At 41.2% G+C, this 16802-nt stretch carries 12 protein-coding genes and 1 pseudogene; 7 read left to right on the top strand and 6 right to left on the bottom strand.

What is annotated here, in order from left to right:
- Window positions 1-1157 (top strand): annotated as a pseudogene (locus tag FTU05_RS15525) (MFS transporter); the annotation flags it as partial.
- 128 nt (window positions 1158-1285) lie between these two features.
- Window positions 1286-2464, top strand: a complete 1179-nt coding sequence (locus tag FTU05_RS15520) for a hypothetical protein (RefSeq protein ID WP_180005507.1) — start codon at window positions 1286-1288, stop codon at window positions 2462-2464.
- 85 nt (window positions 2465-2549) lie between these two features.
- Here FTU05_RS15520 and mnmE read toward each other — a convergent pair whose 3' ends face one another.
- The 5 genes from mnmE to rpmH form a co-directional block, all read right to left on the bottom strand.
- Window positions 2550-3905: a tRNA uridine-5-carboxymethylaminomethyl(34) synthesis GTPase MnmE gene (gene mnmE / locus FTU05_RS15515; protein ID WP_180005506.1), complete on the bottom strand. Its 1356-nt coding sequence runs from the start codon at window positions 3903-3905 to the stop codon at window positions 2550-2552.
- A gap of 92 nt (window positions 3906-3997) precedes the next feature.
- A complete protein-coding gene (yidC, locus tag FTU05_RS15510; protein ID WP_180005505.1) occupies window positions 3998-5764 on the bottom strand; it encodes a membrane protein insertase YidC in 1767 nt (588 codons plus the stop codon).
- Window positions 5765-5769: 5 nt separating this feature from the next.
- Window positions 5770-6090, bottom strand: a complete 321-nt coding sequence (gene yidD, locus FTU05_RS15505; protein WP_078189510.1) for a membrane protein insertion efficiency factor YidD — start codon at window positions 6088-6090, stop codon at window positions 5770-5772.
- Window positions 6091-6099: 9 nt separating this feature from the next.
- Window positions 6100-6492, bottom strand: a complete 393-nt coding sequence (rnpA, locus tag FTU05_RS15500; RefSeq protein ID WP_078189509.1) for a ribonuclease P protein component — start codon at window positions 6490-6492, stop codon at window positions 6100-6102.
- 31 nt (window positions 6493-6523) lie between these two features.
- Window positions 6524-6658, bottom strand: a complete 135-nt coding sequence (rpmH, locus tag FTU05_RS15495) for a 50S ribosomal protein L34 (RefSeq protein WP_000831329.1) — start codon at window positions 6656-6658, stop codon at window positions 6524-6526.
- 660 nt (window positions 6659-7318) lie between these two features.
- On the opposite strand from rpmH, the gene dnaA reads away from it, so the two are divergent.
- The 5 genes from dnaA to FTU05_RS15470 all read left to right on the top strand — a co-directional run bounded on the left by dnaA (window position 7319) and on the right by FTU05_RS15470 (window position 14127).
- Window positions 7319-8704 (top strand): chromosomal replication initiator protein DnaA, encoded by a 1386-nt coding sequence (dnaA, locus tag FTU05_RS15490; RefSeq protein WP_180005504.1) that lies wholly within the window; start codon window positions 7319-7321, stop codon window positions 8702-8704.
- 108 nt (window positions 8705-8812) lie between these two features.
- Entirely contained in the window at window positions 8813-9961 is a 1149-nt protein-coding gene (gene dnaN, locus FTU05_RS15485; RefSeq protein WP_180005503.1) for a DNA polymerase III subunit beta, read from the top strand.
- A 23-nt stretch (window positions 9962-9984) separates the two neighbouring features.
- Entirely contained in the window at window positions 9985-11067 is a 1083-nt protein-coding gene (gene recF, locus FTU05_RS15480) for a DNA replication/repair protein RecF (protein WP_180165927.1), read from the top strand.
- Window positions 11068-11110: 43 nt separating this feature from the next.
- Window positions 11111-13579, top strand: a complete 2469-nt coding sequence (gene gyrB / locus FTU05_RS15475; protein WP_180005501.1) for a DNA topoisomerase (ATP-hydrolyzing) subunit B — start codon at window positions 11111-11113, stop codon at window positions 13577-13579.
- A 170-nt stretch (window positions 13580-13749) separates the two neighbouring features.
- Window positions 13750-14127, top strand: coding sequence for a hypothetical protein (locus FTU05_RS15470; protein ID WP_078189504.1), 378 nt, complete (start codon window positions 13750-13752; stop codon window positions 14125-14127).
- A 529-nt stretch (window positions 14128-14656) separates the two neighbouring features.
- On the opposite strand, the gene FTU05_RS15465 is transcribed toward FTU05_RS15470, so the two are convergent.
- Window positions 14657-16594 carry an ATP-binding cassette domain-containing protein gene (locus FTU05_RS15465; RefSeq protein ID WP_180005500.1) on the bottom strand — a complete coding sequence of 646 codons (1938 nt, stop codon included), beginning with the start codon at window positions 16592-16594 and terminating at the stop codon, window positions 14657-14659.
- Between the last annotated feature and the right edge of the window lie 208 nt (window positions 16595-16802).

Here is a 16802-nt window from a genome sequence, read left to right as displayed (position 1 = left end):
GACCACATCTCCCTCTTGGCGACCGTTTATCATGGTGAGCCTTGCACTCTGTATGGGCACTATTGGTACAGCGCTAGCTAGTCCTCTGTATCCCATTTATCAACAACTTTGGGGACTGCTGCCGAGTCATATCACCTATATCTTTGTTGCCTACATGTTTGGTTGCCTAGCGACCTTGCTGTTTTTAGGTCGTACCAGTAACAGTTTTGGTTTTTTAAGAACCCTGCAAATCGGTATGGCGTGCATCATCTTAGGTTTAAGCTTATCAGTGTTTGCCAGTAATGCACTGTGGTTATCTATCGGGCGCTTTATTATCGGGATTGCCTCGGGTTTAATTACCACCTCTCTATACCATTCCTGAACAGCATAAAAATAATGCACCGCAGCTGAGTTCAATCATTACCGTGATTGGTTTTGGTCTTGGCCCATTTATTGGTGGGGTGATTGCCCAATTTTCGGAACAGCCTTTAGTCACCCCTTATATCCCTGTGATCTTTGGGGGTTTGGCATGTCTAATTGGGTTGTTTTTTATTCGCACACCGAACTTTGAGCCACAGCCTTTTTCAGTGGCACCACATTTGGAATTGCCTGAAAAGCGTGATCATTCACGATTTTATATCGCCGGACTGACTGCCTTTTGTGCCTTTGGCTCTTTTAGCTTATTTGCATCACTCGCACCCTCTTTCGTCAAAGATGCGATCCCATGGCATGGCCCTTTGGTCAGTGGTAGTGCCATTGCAAGTATCTTGCTGGTTTCCGCTGTCGTGCAATTTATGGCGAAATCGATTCCTTCTGAAAAATGTGTCAATGCCGGCTTAATGGTGTTAATACTGAGCTATGCACTTCTTGCCCTATGTATGACCCAACACTGGAGTGCATTGTTTTTTATTAGCGATATTTTAGTGGGTGTCGGTCATGGTCTGGGGCTTTTAGGCGCATTTGGCTTAGTTCATCAAATGACCAACAATCAAAACCGTGCTGCGGTGATCTCGACCTATTTATTTATTGGATATCTAGGCACCATTATTCCAATTATTGCGGCCGGTTATTTATCTGATCATTTTGGCTTGATGGTCGGTGTTTTAGGTTTTTGTATTGGCGTAGGTTTATTGTGTATCGGCTTATTGCTTTGGCACCGCAGTCTGAACACCAATTAACCACTAAACTTATTCAAGAAGCATCTTGTATTGGGTGCTTCTTAAACCCAAAAACAATTAAGAAACCCTATAAAAATCAATCAAATTAAATTAAGATCTTGTGTGATGTGATTCAAAAATTTTAAAAAATGCTAAAAATTCAATGTCAAATTAACACTGCAGAAAATCAAATCATCGCCAACAGCGAATACGGGAATATTCACTATATTTTACCCTTTGAATCCTTACCGCAATTAGAAACCTATGATTTTATCGTTTGGGGCTTTTTACCCATTGCTATGCGCCTTGGCATCCCGCTGCATGTAGAAGGACCTATTTCAATACAAACCCTCCACTCCGCACGTGAGGTTTCAACGGTCTGGGCCGCTTGGTTACCTGATTTATATCAACCAGTCATGCTCAGTGCTGCATCAATCATTCAAACACCACCAGCAAACCAACCCACTCAAAATTTAAGCTTTTTTAGCGGTGGGATTGACTCCACATATAGTACATACAAAGCTTTTCTTGAAAATGGACAAGACTCTGATTGTCTCACTGTGCATGGAATGGATTATAAATTTGATGACCATGAAAAATTTCAGGCCTTAATGGATCAGACCCATAGTTTTAGAAGCCAAGTTTTTAAGCAAAGTCGCGTGGTAAAAACTGATGCTTACGCGCTGTACAGTAAATATGGCTGTAACCCTAAAGGTTCGCATGTCACACATATCTTTTCGCTGTTTTCCTGCGCTTCGATTTTTGAACATTACCAGCAATATCGAATTTCAGCCGATTACCGTTTAGATCAACAATTATTCGTTCATCCCTATGGCTCAAATACGGCATCCAACCGATTGATGAAGAACCGATCTGGGGTCTTAATCACCCTCGACGATGATGTCACGCGATCACAAAAAACCGCATTTTTAAGCCAATCGAACTTAGATTTACAAACCCTGTCGATCTGTGTGAACTATACGGCTCGACCTAAAAATTGTGGTCAATGCAGCAAATGTATGCGCACCAAAGCCATGTTTTATGCCACTAGCCCCGAAATTCCCGATATCTTTTTAGATCGTCGCTTTGAAAAACAGTGGTATCAATCCATTCCATTAAGTTCAAAAATCAATCGTGCTTTTTTAATTGATATTTTGTCAGCGGTCGAAAAATCTTCGCAACAGCAACAATTTCCAGACTATGCAACACTCAAAGTCAAAGTTGAAGCCGCATCGAAAAGAGCAGCAATCAATCCTTTTTATGGGATGAAAATGAAAGATGTGCTGAGAACGATCTTTAAAATCATTTTGGGCTCAAACCCTCGCTAAACGATGTAAAAAAAGCACGATGTTTTCGAACATCGTGCTTTGGATGGATCTATCCATAGGTGAAATGAGGAGCTCAATCGTTTTATTACTTTCCGATACAGAACGATCCAAAAATCTTCCCGAGTAAATCATCTGCACTGAAATCACCCGTAATTTCACCTAAGGCATTTTGCGCCAAACGTAGAGACTCGGCTACCAACTCACCCGCATGATAAACCACCAACTGCTCACGTGCTTCTGCAAGATAGCGCTGAGTGCGCTTCATTGCATCTAAATGACGTGTTCGAGCAATAAAGGTATCTTCCTCTGGTTGAAAGCCTGCATGCGCTGTAATCGCATCAATAAGCGCTTGAACGCCGGTTTCTTGTTTAGCCGAAACACGAATATGTCGAAAACCGTTTAAATCGGTAATTTCTGCGGTAGATCCCGTCAAATCGCATTTATTACCAATCAGCATCAAACGCTTCGGTTCAATATGATCCGCGAAGTACGCTTGAGCCAATTGCAGTGGATCTTCGCCCTGACTTAAGTCATAGACCAAAAGTAACAAGTCAGCTTGCTCAATTTCTTTAATTGCGCGGCGAATCCCTTCTTTTTCGACGATATCACCGGTTTCACGTAAACCAGCGGTATCGGTCAAAGTAATCGGCAAACCATTGAGGCTTATTTTTTCATGTAAAACATCACGTGTCGTACCTGCAATATTCGTCACAATCGCACGTTCCACACCCGCCAAAGCATTGAGTAGAGATGACTTACCTGCATTAGGTTTACCGGCAATCACCACTTGTAAACCCTCACGTAGTAACTGACCTTGACGAGCAGACTGCTGTACAGCATGGACCGAGCTTGCCACTTCATCCAATAAGCCCAAAATCTTACCATCCGCCAAAAAGTCGATTTCTTCTTCAGGAAAATCAATCGCTGCTTCCACATGCAAACGCAAATGGATAAGTTTTTCTAGCACCGTATTAACCTTGCTCGAAAAGGCACCTTGTAATGAACGTACCGCAGAACGTGCCGCTGCTTGTGAGGTGGCATCAATCAGGTCGGCAATCGCCTCGGCTTGCACCAAGTCCATTTTGCCATTTTCAAAGGCGCGCATTGAAAATTCGCCCGCTTTTGCAGCAATAGCACCCAATTCAAGTAACCGTGCCAATAATGCATTTTGAATAACGGGGCCGCCATGACCTTGAAGCTCCACCACATCCTCGCCCGTAAAAGAGTGCGGATTTGGAAAGCAAATCACCAAACCTTCATCCATGATTTCATTCGATGCATCATAAAACTTACGGAAACCAGCAAAACGAGCTTGAGGTAGGGATTGCTGCGTTAATGCTTCTGCAATGGCATAAGATTTGGGACCAGACAGGCGAATCACGCCGACACCACCACGACCCGGCGGTGTGGCAATTGCTGCGATGGTGGTTCGGTTTAACATAAAATTCACCTAAAAATTTTCAAACGACAGATAAAGAAAAATCCGCCTAAGATTACCATCTTAAGCGGATTTATTCAGCCCATCAGCAATGCTTAGTTTGCTGAGTCAGCCGCTTCACGTTTTAAACGGTCTTTTTCAACTGATTTGTTAATCAAACCTTGTTGAAGAATAGTAATACTGTTGTTACAGATCCAGTAAAGCACAAGGCCCGCAGGGAAGAACAACATAAATACCGTAAAGATCACTGGCATGATTTTGAAGACTTTCGCCTGCATTGGATCAGCCGGTTGTGGGTTCAAACTTTGCTGAATGAACATGGTCAAGCCCATTAATAGCGGCAAAATAAACCATGGATCCATCGCAGATAAATCTTGAATCCAACCTAACCACGGCGCATGACGTAGTTCAACAGACTCCATCAATACCCAGTACAAAGCAAGGAAGATCGGCATTTGGAGCAATAACGGCAAGCAACCCGACAGTGGATTCACTTGTTCACGTTTATACAATGCCATCATTTCTTGCGAGAAGCGCATACGGTCTTCACCGAACTCTTCTTTCATGCGTTGCATTTCAGGTGCAATCACACGCATTTTCGCCATAGAGCGGTAGCTCTTCGACGACAATGGCCATAAGATCAGTTTCACCAGAATCGTCAATAGAATAATTGACCAACCCCAGTTACCCACTAAACCGTGGAAAAACTCAAGACCGACAAACAATAATTTCGCAATAGGCCACAACCAACCGTAGTCTACAGTTTGGTTTAAACCAACCGCCAATTCTTTTAATTCAGATTGGATTTTTGGACCTGAATAGAACGTTGCATCTACTTCTGCCACAGTTCCTGCAGGAACATTGATTGCAGGTGAAGTGAACTGAATAATGTTCATATCATCAGTAGATTTACGTGACTCAAGTTTCGCAGCATAAGGCTGACCATTGGCTTGCGTTAATTTGATCTGTCCAGGAATCCACGCACTCACGAAGTAATGCTGAACCATTGCAACCCAACCGCCAGTTGCTTCAACATTCAATTTTTCTTCATTGAAGTTGGCAAATTTAAGTTTGTTGTAATGTTCTTCAGGCGTACCCCATGCACCACCAAGGAATGTACCTAAAGTGAAAATACCTTGATCAGATTTACCTGGATCTTCAGAGTTGTCGCGTTTAAGCTGACCAAACATCTGACCTTGCCAGTTCTGAGCACTGCGGTTCACGATTTTATGATTCACAACAACAGGGTATTCACCTTCAGTGAAGTTAAAGGTTTTAATAACCTCTACACCATCTGCTGTTTTATAAACCATTGGTACTGACAAAACTTTTGCTGTTTGGCCATCTTTACCCTTCACAGCTTTTGCGTCATTTAACGTATATGAAGATTTTTCAATCTCATAGGTCGGACGTCCTTTCGGATTGCTGTCAGGGCCATTAAGACCAATTAAGCCAGACTGAGCAACATAAGTCCGTTTTGCATCGCTTTCAAGCATTACAAACGGTTCATCGCTGTCTTTATTTTTGTCATGATTGAGTAATTCAATACGAACAATATCGCCACCCTTTGGATTAATCCAAAGATGGTAAAGGTCAGTTTGTACTGAAATTAACTGTTGACTAACAGGTGCAGTGGCATCTGTTGTTTGTTGTGTAGCAGCATTATTTGCTTGCGGCACATCAGTAGCAGCCGTAGCTGTCTGGCCATTTGGTAAATCGGCAGATACTTCATGCGTTACCACCGCAGCATTTTGCTGAGGTTTTTGTTCCGCATTTCCATAATCTTTCTGCCAAGCCAAAATGAGCAAATATGCGACAACAAACATGGCCCCTAGAATTGCAATCCTGGCCCATTGTTGCATAGGTATTACCCCAAGTGGTTAGAGTGATTTTGGTTCAATAAACGTTCACGAAAGGGTACAGCAACGTGAAGCGTTTGAGAATCTATTTGCTGAAATGAAATAAAACGAATTGCTTTTGATGGAACAGGATCATAGCCTGAACCGCCCCAAGGATGACAACGGCAAATACGCTGAACAGCTAGACACACTCCACGTACAGCACCATGTTGATGGACTGCTTCCAAAGAATATTGAGAACATGTTGGAATATAACGACAGCGTGGTCCCAATAAAGGACTAATCGCAATCTGATAGAAACGAATGAGCCAATGCAGTAAACGAACCATTGGTCATCTCTACGCTTGTGGGGAGGTAGCTATTTTTTTATGCTTATTTGCAAGGCGCTGCAATTTTTGCCAAGCAAATTGTAATTGCTGATGCAACTCTGCATTCGGTACCGCCTCTATGCCCATTTTTGGCATAACGACAATATCTAATACATTAGACTGCTGTTGATGCAGGCGAAAACTTTCGCGTGCAAGTCGCTTTACTCGATTTCTTTCATGTGCGCGGCGCACTTTTTTCTTAGCAACAACAATACCCAAACGGCTATTCGGCTGTTCGGAGATTTTTGCTAGAAATAAGAAATGGGGTTGATGCACTTTAAAAAGCGCACCATCGAACACACTTTTATAATCGGCAGCACAGTGTATTCGCACATCTGTGCTAAAGCCGTAAAGTGTTGTCATAACACCCAAGTCTTGACAGTCTTAACTGAAATTAAACAGTTAAGCTGTGACGACCTTTCGCACGACGACGCGCTAATACTTGACGGCCAGCTTTAGTAGCCATGCGAGCACGGAAACCATGAACGCGTTTACGTTTCAACTCAGAAGGTTGGAAAGTACGTTTCATATCGAAACTCCAAAAATGATCTTTCAGTAAAGGTTCGCGATTTTAGTGCTCATTGCTTGAGCTGTCAATGAAAAACACGCTTTCTTTCAAAATCTAGGCTGTGATATATCAAGATAATATAAGGATTAGAAATCAGTTATAAAGGTTTAAATTAAAATACTCACAAACTAAATCATTGTATATGTTAATTATTTAAGTTATCTTCAAGTTTACTCACAGATTTATCCACAGTCTCGAATTTGTGAATTGGTTTTTATGAATTTAAATTTGAATTTAAACCAACCCTCGAGTTATCCCCAGAATGGGTCGATCTTATAAATAAATTCAAATTTTAAAATTTAAATTTATTACTATTAGTGTTGATATTTTCTGTGGAAAACGCATTTTTAGATTTAAAAAACAAATAATTATATTGTGGATAACGATGTTTTTATAATTTTGATAGTTTGTGGATAACTTTGTGCTACAATTTATCCACAGCTTGCGGATAAACTTATCCACACGTGATTTAAATTTAAATTTAAACTCAATTTGCGTTTTTTTGATCGATTTCGACTGATTTGTTCATGACAGATGTGGATAAGATGGTTAGAATGGCTGCCCGCTTAGGCGGGGTTGAATTATTTTTTTACGTACAATGGACTGAAATAGGGGTTTCACATGCTTTGGACAGACTGCTTAACTCGCTTGCGACAAGAGCTTTCAGGAAATGTCTATACAATGTGGATACGCCCACTGGTGGCAGAAGATGCAGGTGATAGTCTAAAACTCTATGCACCGAATCCGTATTGGACGCGCTATATTCAAGAGCACCATTTAGAACTGATTTCAATTTTAGCGGAACAGTTGTCTGAAGGTCGGGTACGTAAAGTTGAGATTTTGGTTGATTCACGGCCTGGTGCAATTTTATCTGCAGCTGAACAACCAGCAACAACCACCGCAGCATTAGAGTCAACACCACAAGTATCGGCACCGACTCGTCCTAAAAAAGAAAAAGAAGAGACGTCTTCAAAAAATAACCGTAAGCGTCAGCTTAACCCATTATTTACCTTTTCCTTGTTTGTTGAAGGTCGTTCCAATCAGATGGCGGCAGAAACCTGTCGTAAAGTCTTGACGCAGCCCGGTGCTTCGCAGCATAACCCGTTATTTTTATATGGACCGACTGGTTTAGGTAAAACCCATTTAATGCAAGCCGTAGGTAATGCATTATTGCAAGCGAAGCCGAATGCACGTGTGATGTACATGACGGCTGAAAGTTTTGTACAAGACTTTGTGAGCTCGCTACAGCAAGGTAAGGTCGAAGAATTCAAGAAAAACTGTCGTTCGCTAGATTTGTTATTGGTGGATGATATTCATTTGTTGGCGGGTAAAGAGGCCAGCTTAGTTGAGTTTTTCTATACCTTCAACGCGTTATTGGATGAATCTAAACAAATCATTTTAACCTCAGATCGTTATCCAAAAGAACTGACTGAGCTAGATCCACGTTTGGTTTCACGTTTTTCATGGGGCTTATCGGTGGGTGTTGAACCGCCTGATATTGAAACCCGTATTGAAATTTTACTGAAAAAAGCGGAAAGCAATGGGGTGGAACTTCCACGGAATTGTGCGCTGTTTATTGCTCAACAAGTGGTTGCTAATGTCCGTGAACTAGAAGGTGCGCTGAATAAAGTCGTAGCCATTTCTCGTTTTAAAGGCACCCCAATCGATCTAGATGTGGTGCGTGAATCGTTAAAAGATGTGTTGGCAATTCGTGCGCGCACCATCAGTACTGAAAACATTCAGCGTGTGGTGAGTGAATATTTCCGTATTCCATTGAAAGAATTGGTTGGTCCAAAACGTACACGTATTTATGCACGTCCACGTCAGTTGGCTATGGGGCTAGCACGTGAACTGACAGGGGATAGTTTCCCTGAAATTGGTATGGCTTTTGGTAATCGTGACCACAGTACTGTGATGCATGCCTGTGAAAAAGTACAAAGCCTGCGTGAAGAAGATCCAATCTTCAATGAGGACTATAAAAACTTGCAACGTCTGCTGCAAAGTTAAGTCTTTTCGTTCAAATTCTGTTCTTGCAATGCGGTATATTCTGCCGCATAGTACACTGCTAAAAAATTAATTTATTTTGTCTATCTTCAGTTTTTAGAGGAATGTATCGTGCGTTTAAAAATCGCGAAAGAAAGCTTACTGAATGTTCTATCACATGTCGTAGGAGCGGTTGAACGTCGCCATACCTTAAATATTTTATCCAATGTAAAAGTACAGGTAACTGAGCAAGCTTTGACCATTACCGGTTCAGATCTTGAAGTTGAACTGGTTGCAAGCACACCACTTACTGAAGGTGCATGTTTACAAGCAGGAGTGACGACTGTTCCTGCACGTAAATTGATGGATATCTGTAAATCATTACCGTCAGCGGCATTGATTGATTTGCAAATTACTGAAGATCAACGTTGTATTTTAAAATCTGGCAACAGTCGTTTTGTATTGGGTACTTTGCCTGCAGAAGACTATCCATTATTAACCACTGAAAATACTCAAGGCACTCAAGTCGGTGTGACTCAACGTGAGTTAAAGCGTTTATTTGAAAAAACGTCTTTTGCCATGGCGGTTCAAGATGTGCGTTTTTATTTGACGGGTACTTTGCTTGAAATTGATGAAAATCAATTGCGTGCAGTAACGACCGATGGTCACCGTTTAGCGATGTGTGAAACAGTGGCAAGCTCGAATGCGACACAAGCAATGCAAGCGATTGTTCCACGTAAAGCTGTAGGTGAATTGCAGCGTCTATTGAGTGTTGAAGACGAGCAATTATCGTTGTTAATTGGTCGTGAATTATTAAATGTAACGATTACCATTGCCAGCCGTGATAAAGAGCAGGGTGATATTACCGTACGTTTCACCACAAAATTGATCGATGGTAAATTCCCTGACTACCGCCGTGTGATTCCACGTGGTGGTGATAAAAATGTGCGCATTGCACATGATGTATTTAAACAATCACTACAACGTGTGGCGATTTTAAGTAATGAAAAATTGCGCGGCGTATTCTTGAAGTTTGATGCGGACACTTTACAACTTCGTGCCAATAACCCTGAGCAAGATGAAGCTATCGAAGATCTCGCAATTCAATATGCTGATGCACCGATGGAAATGTCATTCAATGCACAGTACTTATTGGAAGTTCTGAATGTATTGGATGGTGATGATGTTGCAATGACCATGACAGAAGCCAACCAATCTGTATTGGTACAAGATCCACAACAACAAGATCAAACCTATGTTGTGATGCCAATGCGTGTTTAATTCGGACTGACGTCTCAATTATTATGCATATCACGCGTTTACATGTAGAACGTGTTCGAAATTTAAAGACGGTTGCACTCTCTGGGTTGCAACCGTTTAATGTCTTTTATGGGCAAAATGGTTCAGGCAAAACTTCTGTATTAGAAGCAGTACATTTGCTGGCAACTGGACGTTCTTTTCGAACCCATATTCCGAAAAATTATATTCAAAATAACAGCCCTGACGCTGTCGTCTTTGCGCAGTCTGCAACAGACCGCATTGGTATGCAAAAAATGCAGTCGGGCGAGCAAGTGATAAAAATCAATGGCGACCTTGTGGGGACACAAGGGCAGTTGGCCAAGATTTTACCGCTACAACTCATCGATCCACAAAGTACCGATATTATTGATCATGGTGCGAAGCCACGACGTCAACTTTTAGATTGGTTGATGTTCCACGTGGAACCGGAGTTTTACCATGCATGGCAATATTATGCACGGGCATTAAAACAGCGGAATAGTTTGCTGAAATCACGACGTCATTTGAGTCTGTCTGACTTAGAACCGTGGAACAAAATGCTCAGTGATTATGGTGAGATATTACATAGTCTGCGCAGTAATGTGGTGGAACAGTGGACTCGATATTTCCAACAAGATCTCCAAGCCTTATTGCCGCATTTAACAGTGACGTTGGAATATAGTGCAGGCTTTCATGCCGAAACAGGGCTGTTGAATGATCTGACCAATCAGCACTTTAAAGACTGCCAACGTGGCTATACTGAGTATGGTCCGCACCGTGCAGATTTAAGGTTAAAAACCGCTATGGGGGATGCAGATGTTGTGCTCTCTCGTGGGCAAAAAAAGTTATTGATCATGGCGTTAAAACTGTCACAGATAGCAATGCTACATGCTTGTAATAAGGAAACTGTGGTATTATTAGATGATCTGACAGCAGAATTAGATTTAACCGCACAACAGCGTTTAATTGAGCGTTTAAGCCATCTTGGTAGTCAAGTTTTTATTACCACTTTAGACCATGATTCAGTGCAAAAACACTTACATGATTTATCTATTTCTTATCAATTATTCAAAGTTGAAAATGGTACGGTGCAGGCTGTTGTGCAATGAAATACCACCTTTGGATAGACCTATTTTTCACTAGGGAGAAACCATGAGTTCAGAAGATCAAGCTGCTTCTCAAACAGAACAAACCATAGAAAAAGCTTATGATTCCTCTAGCATCAAAGTATTACGTGGTCTAGACGCTGTACGTAAGCGTCCGGGCATGTATATTGGTGATACTGACGATGGTACTGGCCTACACCACATGGTGTTTGAAGTTGTCGATAACTCAATTGATGAAGCGTTGGCAGGTCATTGTGACGAGATCAATGTCACCATTCATGAAGATGAATCTGTAAGCGTATCGGATAACGGTCGTGGTATTCCTACCGACATTCACCCAGAAGAAGGTGTTTCTGCAGCAGAAGTGATTTTGACGATTCTGCATGCGGGCGGTAAATTTGACGATAACAGCTATAAAGTTTCAGGCGGTCTACACGGTGTAGGTGTATCCGTGGTGAATGCGCTTTCAAGCAAGCTCGAATTAACCATTCATCGTGCAGGTCAAATCCACCAGCAAGAATATAAACACGGTGATTCCGTGTATCCATTAAAAGTGGTGGGTGAGACAGATCGTACAGGTACACGTGTACGTTTCTGGCCAAGTGCTGAAACCTTCAGTCAAACGATTTTTAATGTCGATATTTTGGCGCGTCGTTTACGTGAATTATCGTTCCTGAATGCAGGTGTGCGAATTGTGCTACGTGACGAACGTATCAATTTAGAGCACGTTTATGACTATGAAGGTGGTTTGTCTGAGTTTGTGAAATATATCAACCAAGGCAAAACTCATCTGAATGATATCTTCCATTTTACCACTCAAGCGGATAATGGCATTGGTGTAGAAGTTGCATTGCAGTGGAACGATTCTTATCAGGAAAATGTTCGTTGCTTTACCAACAACATTCCACAAAAAGATGGCGGTACGCATTTAGCGGGTTTCCGTGCTGCATTAACCCGTGGCTTAAACAGCTACATGGAAAGCGAAAACTTACTCAAAAAAGAGAAAGTGGCGGTTTCTGGTGATGATGCACGTGAAGGTTTAACTGCGATTGTTTCGGTGAAAGTGCCTGATCCAAAATTCTCTTCGCAAACCAAAGAAAAATTGGTGTCGAGCGAAGTGAAAACTGCGGTTGAGCAAGCCATGAATAAATCGTTCTCTGAATATCTTTTAGAGAACCCACAAGCCGCTAAATCGATTGCAGGCAAGATTATTGATGCAGCACGTGCGCGTGATGCAGCACGTAAAGCACGTGAAATGACACGTCGTAAGAGTGCGCTGGATATTGCTGGTTTGCCAGGTAAATTGGCCGATTGTCAGGAAAAAGATCCTGCATTGTCTGAACTTTACTTAGTCGAAGGTGACTCTGCGGGCGGTTCTGCAAAACAAGGCCGTAACCGTAAGATGCAAGCGATTTTGCCGCTGAAAGGTAAAATCCTCAACGTGGAACGTGCACGTTTTGACAAGATGATTTCTTCACAAGAAGTGGGAACACTGATTACTGCTTTAGGTTGTGGTATTGGCCGTGAGGAATATAACCCAGATAAACTGCGTTATCACAAAATCATCATCATGACCGATGCTGACGTCGATGGTTCGCACATTCGTACGCTACTGTTGACCTTCTTCTTCCGTCAAATGCCAGAACTTGTGGAACGTGGATATATTTATATTGCACAGCCACCGTTGTATAAGCTGAAAAAAGGCAAGCAAGAACAGTACATCAAAGATAATGATGCGCTTGAGACTTACCTGATTTCAAATGCAATTGATGAGCTTGAATTACACATCAGTGCAGAAGCACCAGCCATTCGTGGTGAGGCTTTAGCGGGTGTGATTGCGGATTATCAAACCTCTCAAAAGAGTTTGCATCGTCTGACTGTACGTTATCCTGCAAGTGTGTTGGATGGTTTATTGGCAGTAGAAGGCTTTAAGTTAGATCAAGCAAATAACCAAGACTATGTACAGACTTGGGGGGAGCAGCTACGTGCCAATATTGAGAAAACTCAGCCTAGCTTACGTCCTGAATTAAGCTTAGAAACGTTTGAGCATGAAGATACCGAAGGCAATAAGTCAGCGACCTATTTCCCGCGTATTACCATCTATGTTCATAACTTACCGCACCAATACTTGTTAGATTCAGGTCTATTGGGTTCAGGTGAATATGCGCGTTTGCTCAAAAATTCGAAGAGTTGGTTCACATTATTGGAAGAAGGTGCTTACCTGCAAAAAGGCGAGCGCAAAATTCCAGTGAGTAGCTTCCATCAGGTTTGGCAAAACATCCTACAAGACTCACGCCGTGGCATGATGATTCAGCGCTATAAAGGTTTGGGTGAGATGAATGCTGAACAGCTTTGGGAAACTACGATGGATCCTGAGAACCGTAACATGCTGCAAGTAACGGTACAGGATGCGATTGAAGCTGATCGTATGTTCTCTTGCTTGATGGGTGATGATGTGGAACCACGTCGTGCTTTCATTGAAGAAAATGCGTTAAATGCGGATATTGATGCCTAAATTCTGATTACAGAATCATTCAAAAAAGCACTCTTCGGAGTGCTTTTTTTTGTGCTATCTTAAATAAAATTGAATATTAAATCGCCAATTTGTGTTTTATAAAATTGACTTATTCTGATGCTAAGCTCAAATCTATTTGAACTTAGCAGCTAAAAATAAGAGGTCTATATATGATGGACAATCAACTTGAACACATTCGTGACATCTGGGTAAATGCATTTTTTACCGGAAATTATACTGTTTTAGCCGAATACGAAGATGAGCACTTTAAGGTGGTTTATGAGCAAGACGGGCGTGTCGAAAGTAATTATGTCCGCTATGAACGTATTGCACATGCAGTGAAAAATGGGGTTTGGAAACCACAAAAACCAGACGTAGAATTTGAAGAATATGAGTTTAATCGTGACCAAACGGAGTGCAAAATTTTAATTGGTTTAGCTGAAACACAGCAGCAAATACAGGAAATCTGGCATTTTGATCAGACCTGGAAAATACAAGAATTACGTTTTTTAAAGGCAAAAAAAGCCCATCCTTCTGCCTTATCTTAAACAATAAAAAGTTTAAATTGATGTCGTGAGTGGAGATAAAATGCATCCATCTTGCAAATGTGGATAAGTTTTGTGAATTTTCACATTTAATAGTGTTCAGCATCAAAGTCATTTATAATTGTGGATAATATCATTTAAAAATATTTATCCACAAAAAGGTGGTTCGATATTTTGAATTTAAAAAATAAAAATGAATTTAAAACCAAGATTTGAATTTAAAAATGGCTTTTGTGGATAACTGTGGCAATGAGTTTGATGTGAAGTGTATTTTTTGAATTCATTTATAAAAGTAGGATAAAAGCTATCGCTGAATTTTTAGATTCTTTCTGAATAGAAATGCCTTAACGATGCAATAACCAGTTGGATATGAACATTCGATTTTTTGAATATTTTTTAGATTTATAGTGTGATTATTATTGTGAAGTATAAATAAAAAATCGCCGTGGAACATTTAAATTTCACGGCGATTGATTTTTGAACTTAAGTTAGCTTTTCTTAATAATGCAAATCTAGGGTTTTGCTTTTTAAATTAAGCCTCAAAACTGCTTTCCATTTCTTCTAATTCCATCATTAATTCAAGCATTTGCTCTTCGACTGATTCGAGTTTGGCTTTTAACTCTGTTTGCTCATTCATCAGTTTGAGTAAGTCATCTTTACGACTGGCTTCATATAAAGCACTGTCTGCTAATAATTCCTCGATTTCGTTTAAGCGTGGCTGAATTTTGCTGATCTGCGCTTCATTTTTTTCAATGTTTTTACGAATCGGGCGGGTCAATTCACGTTGACGTGCAGCTTCTTTACGTTGCGCTTCTTTATCGACTTTGGAAATCGTTGGTTTAGTTTCAACTTGAGATTTGATGGGAGTCGGGGCTTGTTGACTATTTTTCATCATGTCGATCCGCGCTTGACGCAGCCAATCGGCATAAGCCACGAGGTCGCCATCAAATTCGCGACATTTCCCATGATGTACCAACAATAATTCGTCACAAACGCTGGCAATCAATTGACGTTCATGCGAAACCAAAACCACAGCGCCTTCAAAATCTTGTAATGCCATAGTTAGGGCATGACGCATATCGAGGTCTAAATGGTTGGTCGGTTCATCTAGAATTAAAACATTGGGGCGCTGCCAAACAATCAAAGCCAAAGCTAATCGTGCTCGTTCACCGCCTGAAAAGCCTTCACTTGGCGTATCCATGCGTTCGCCACTAAAACCAAAGCTGCCTAAGAATGAACGTAATGCCGCTTCACTGATTTTTTTGTCAGCGATTCGAGATAATTGCAACATTGGGCTGGCATTGCCATCTAGAGCATCCATTTGATGCTGTGCAAAATAGCCAATATTCAATAGTTCAGAGGCTTTGCGCATCCCTTGTAATAAGGGAAGGTCACCAACCAAGGATTTAATTAAGGTTGATTTACCCGCACCATTCATTCCCAGTAAACCAATGCGACTGTTTGGGGTAATCTGTAAATTTACATTGGTGGCAATCAGTTTGTCACCATAGCCAATATCGACATGTTCCATTTGTAACAGTGGTGAGCTCATTTTGGTTGGCTCACGGAAACTAAAGGTAAATGGCGTATCGACATGTGCGGCAGAAAGTTCTTGCATGCGTTCTAATTGCTTAATACGGCTTTGCGCCTGCTTAGCTTTAGTGGCTTTGGCTTTAAAACGGTCAATAAATTTTTGGAGATGCGCACGGGTTTCGAGTTGTTTTTCATAGGCTTGTTGCTGTTGTGCCAAGCGCTCAGAACGGGTGCGTTCAAAGGTCGAATAGTTGCCGGTGTAAAGCGTCAGCTCTTGATTTTCAATATGTAAAATATGATCAGTCACCGCATCTAAGAAATCACGGTCATGTGAAATTAAGATCAGTGTGCCTTCGTAAGCTTTTAACCAATCTTCTAACCACAAAATCGCATCTAAGTCTAAGTGGTTTGTTGGTTCATCGAGTAATAATAGGTCTGAACGGCTCATTAGGGTACGCGCAAGGTTTAAACGCATACGCCAACCACCAGAAAAGCTTGAAACATTGAGTTGGGACTGATGTTCAAAGAAACCTAGGCCAGCCATCAGTTGTGAGGCTTTGGATGGAGCTGTATAGCCATGGATTTCATCAAATCGGCCATATAAGTGTGCCAGCGCTTCATTGTCTAATTGTTCTGGATGTTCAAGTTTATGTTGTATATCCCAATATTCTTCATCGCCTGATAGAACGAAATCAATCGCTTTCATATCCAACGCTTTGATTTCTTGCGCCATATGCGCGACGGTCCATACTGCAGGACGTGTTAATGAACCACCATCAGATTCCATTCCACCTAAAAGCGCAGAAAAAAGAGTCGATTTACCCGCACCATTTACACCAGTTAAGCCGATTTTCCAGCCTGGATGCAATTGCATAGATGCTTTTTGAAATAAAACACGCCCACCGCGACGAATGGAAAGTTGGTCTAACTGAATCATGGAACTAACTAAACAAGAAGAATGTGGGGCTATTCTAATGGATGGCTTTGCAAAAGAAAAAACAAAGCATCGCAACCATCTGAAAAAATGTGACAGATTCCACGTATTTAGGTATATTGAACGGGCTTTAGTATTAAAAAAATATTTCAAGTTGTTGTTTTAAATGGATTAATAAAACATATTGGAAATATAAGAAATGAGAAAAGGA

Origin of the sequence: Acinetobacter sp. YH12049 (genome assembly GCF_013419875.1) — a bacterium.
Classification (GTDB): Bacteria; Pseudomonadota; Gammaproteobacteria; order Pseudomonadales; family Moraxellaceae; genus Acinetobacter; species Acinetobacter amyesii.
The sequence above is the reverse complement of the archived record's forward strand: the minus strand, read 5'-3'. Positions and strand labels throughout refer to the sequence as shown.

Coding starts and splice junctions, on each gene's coding strand:
- FTU05_RS15470 (WP_078189504.1), top strand. CDS start 13,750: ATGATGGACAATCAACTTGAACACATTCGTGACATCTGGGTAAATGCA.
- FTU05_RS15520 (WP_180005507.1), top strand. CDS start 1,286: ATGCTAAAAATTCAATGTCAAATTAACACTGCAGAAAATCAAATCATC.
- yidC (WP_180005505.1), bottom strand. CDS start 5,764: ATGCAACAATGGGCCAGGATTGCAATTCTAGGGGCCATGTTTGTTGTC.
- mnmE (WP_180005506.1), bottom strand. CDS start 3,905: ATGTTAAACCGAACCACCATCGCAGCAATTGCCACACCGCCGGGTCGT.
- dnaA (WP_180005504.1), top strand. CDS start 7,319: ATGCTTTGGACAGACTGCTTAACTCGCTTGCGACAAGAGCTTTCAGGA.
- rnpA (WP_078189509.1), bottom strand. CDS start 6,492: ATGACAACACTTTACGGCTTTAGCACAGATGTGCGAATACACTGTGCT.
- recF (WP_180165927.1), top strand. CDS start 9,985: ATGCATATCACGCGTTTACATGTAGAACGTGTTCGAAATTTAAAGACG.
- FTU05_RS15465 (WP_180005500.1), bottom strand. CDS start 16,594: ATGATTCAGTTAGACCAACTTTCCATTCGTCGCGGTGGGCGTGTTTTA.
- gyrB (WP_180005501.1), top strand. CDS start 11,111: ATGAGTTCAGAAGATCAAGCTGCTTCTCAAACAGAACAAACCATAGAA.
- yidD (WP_078189510.1), bottom strand. CDS start 6,090: ATGGTTCGTTTACTGCATTGGCTCATTCGTTTCTATCAGATTGCGATT.
- rpmH (WP_000831329.1), bottom strand. CDS start 6,658: ATGAAACGTACTTTCCAACCTTCTGAGTTGAAACGTAAACGCGTTCAT.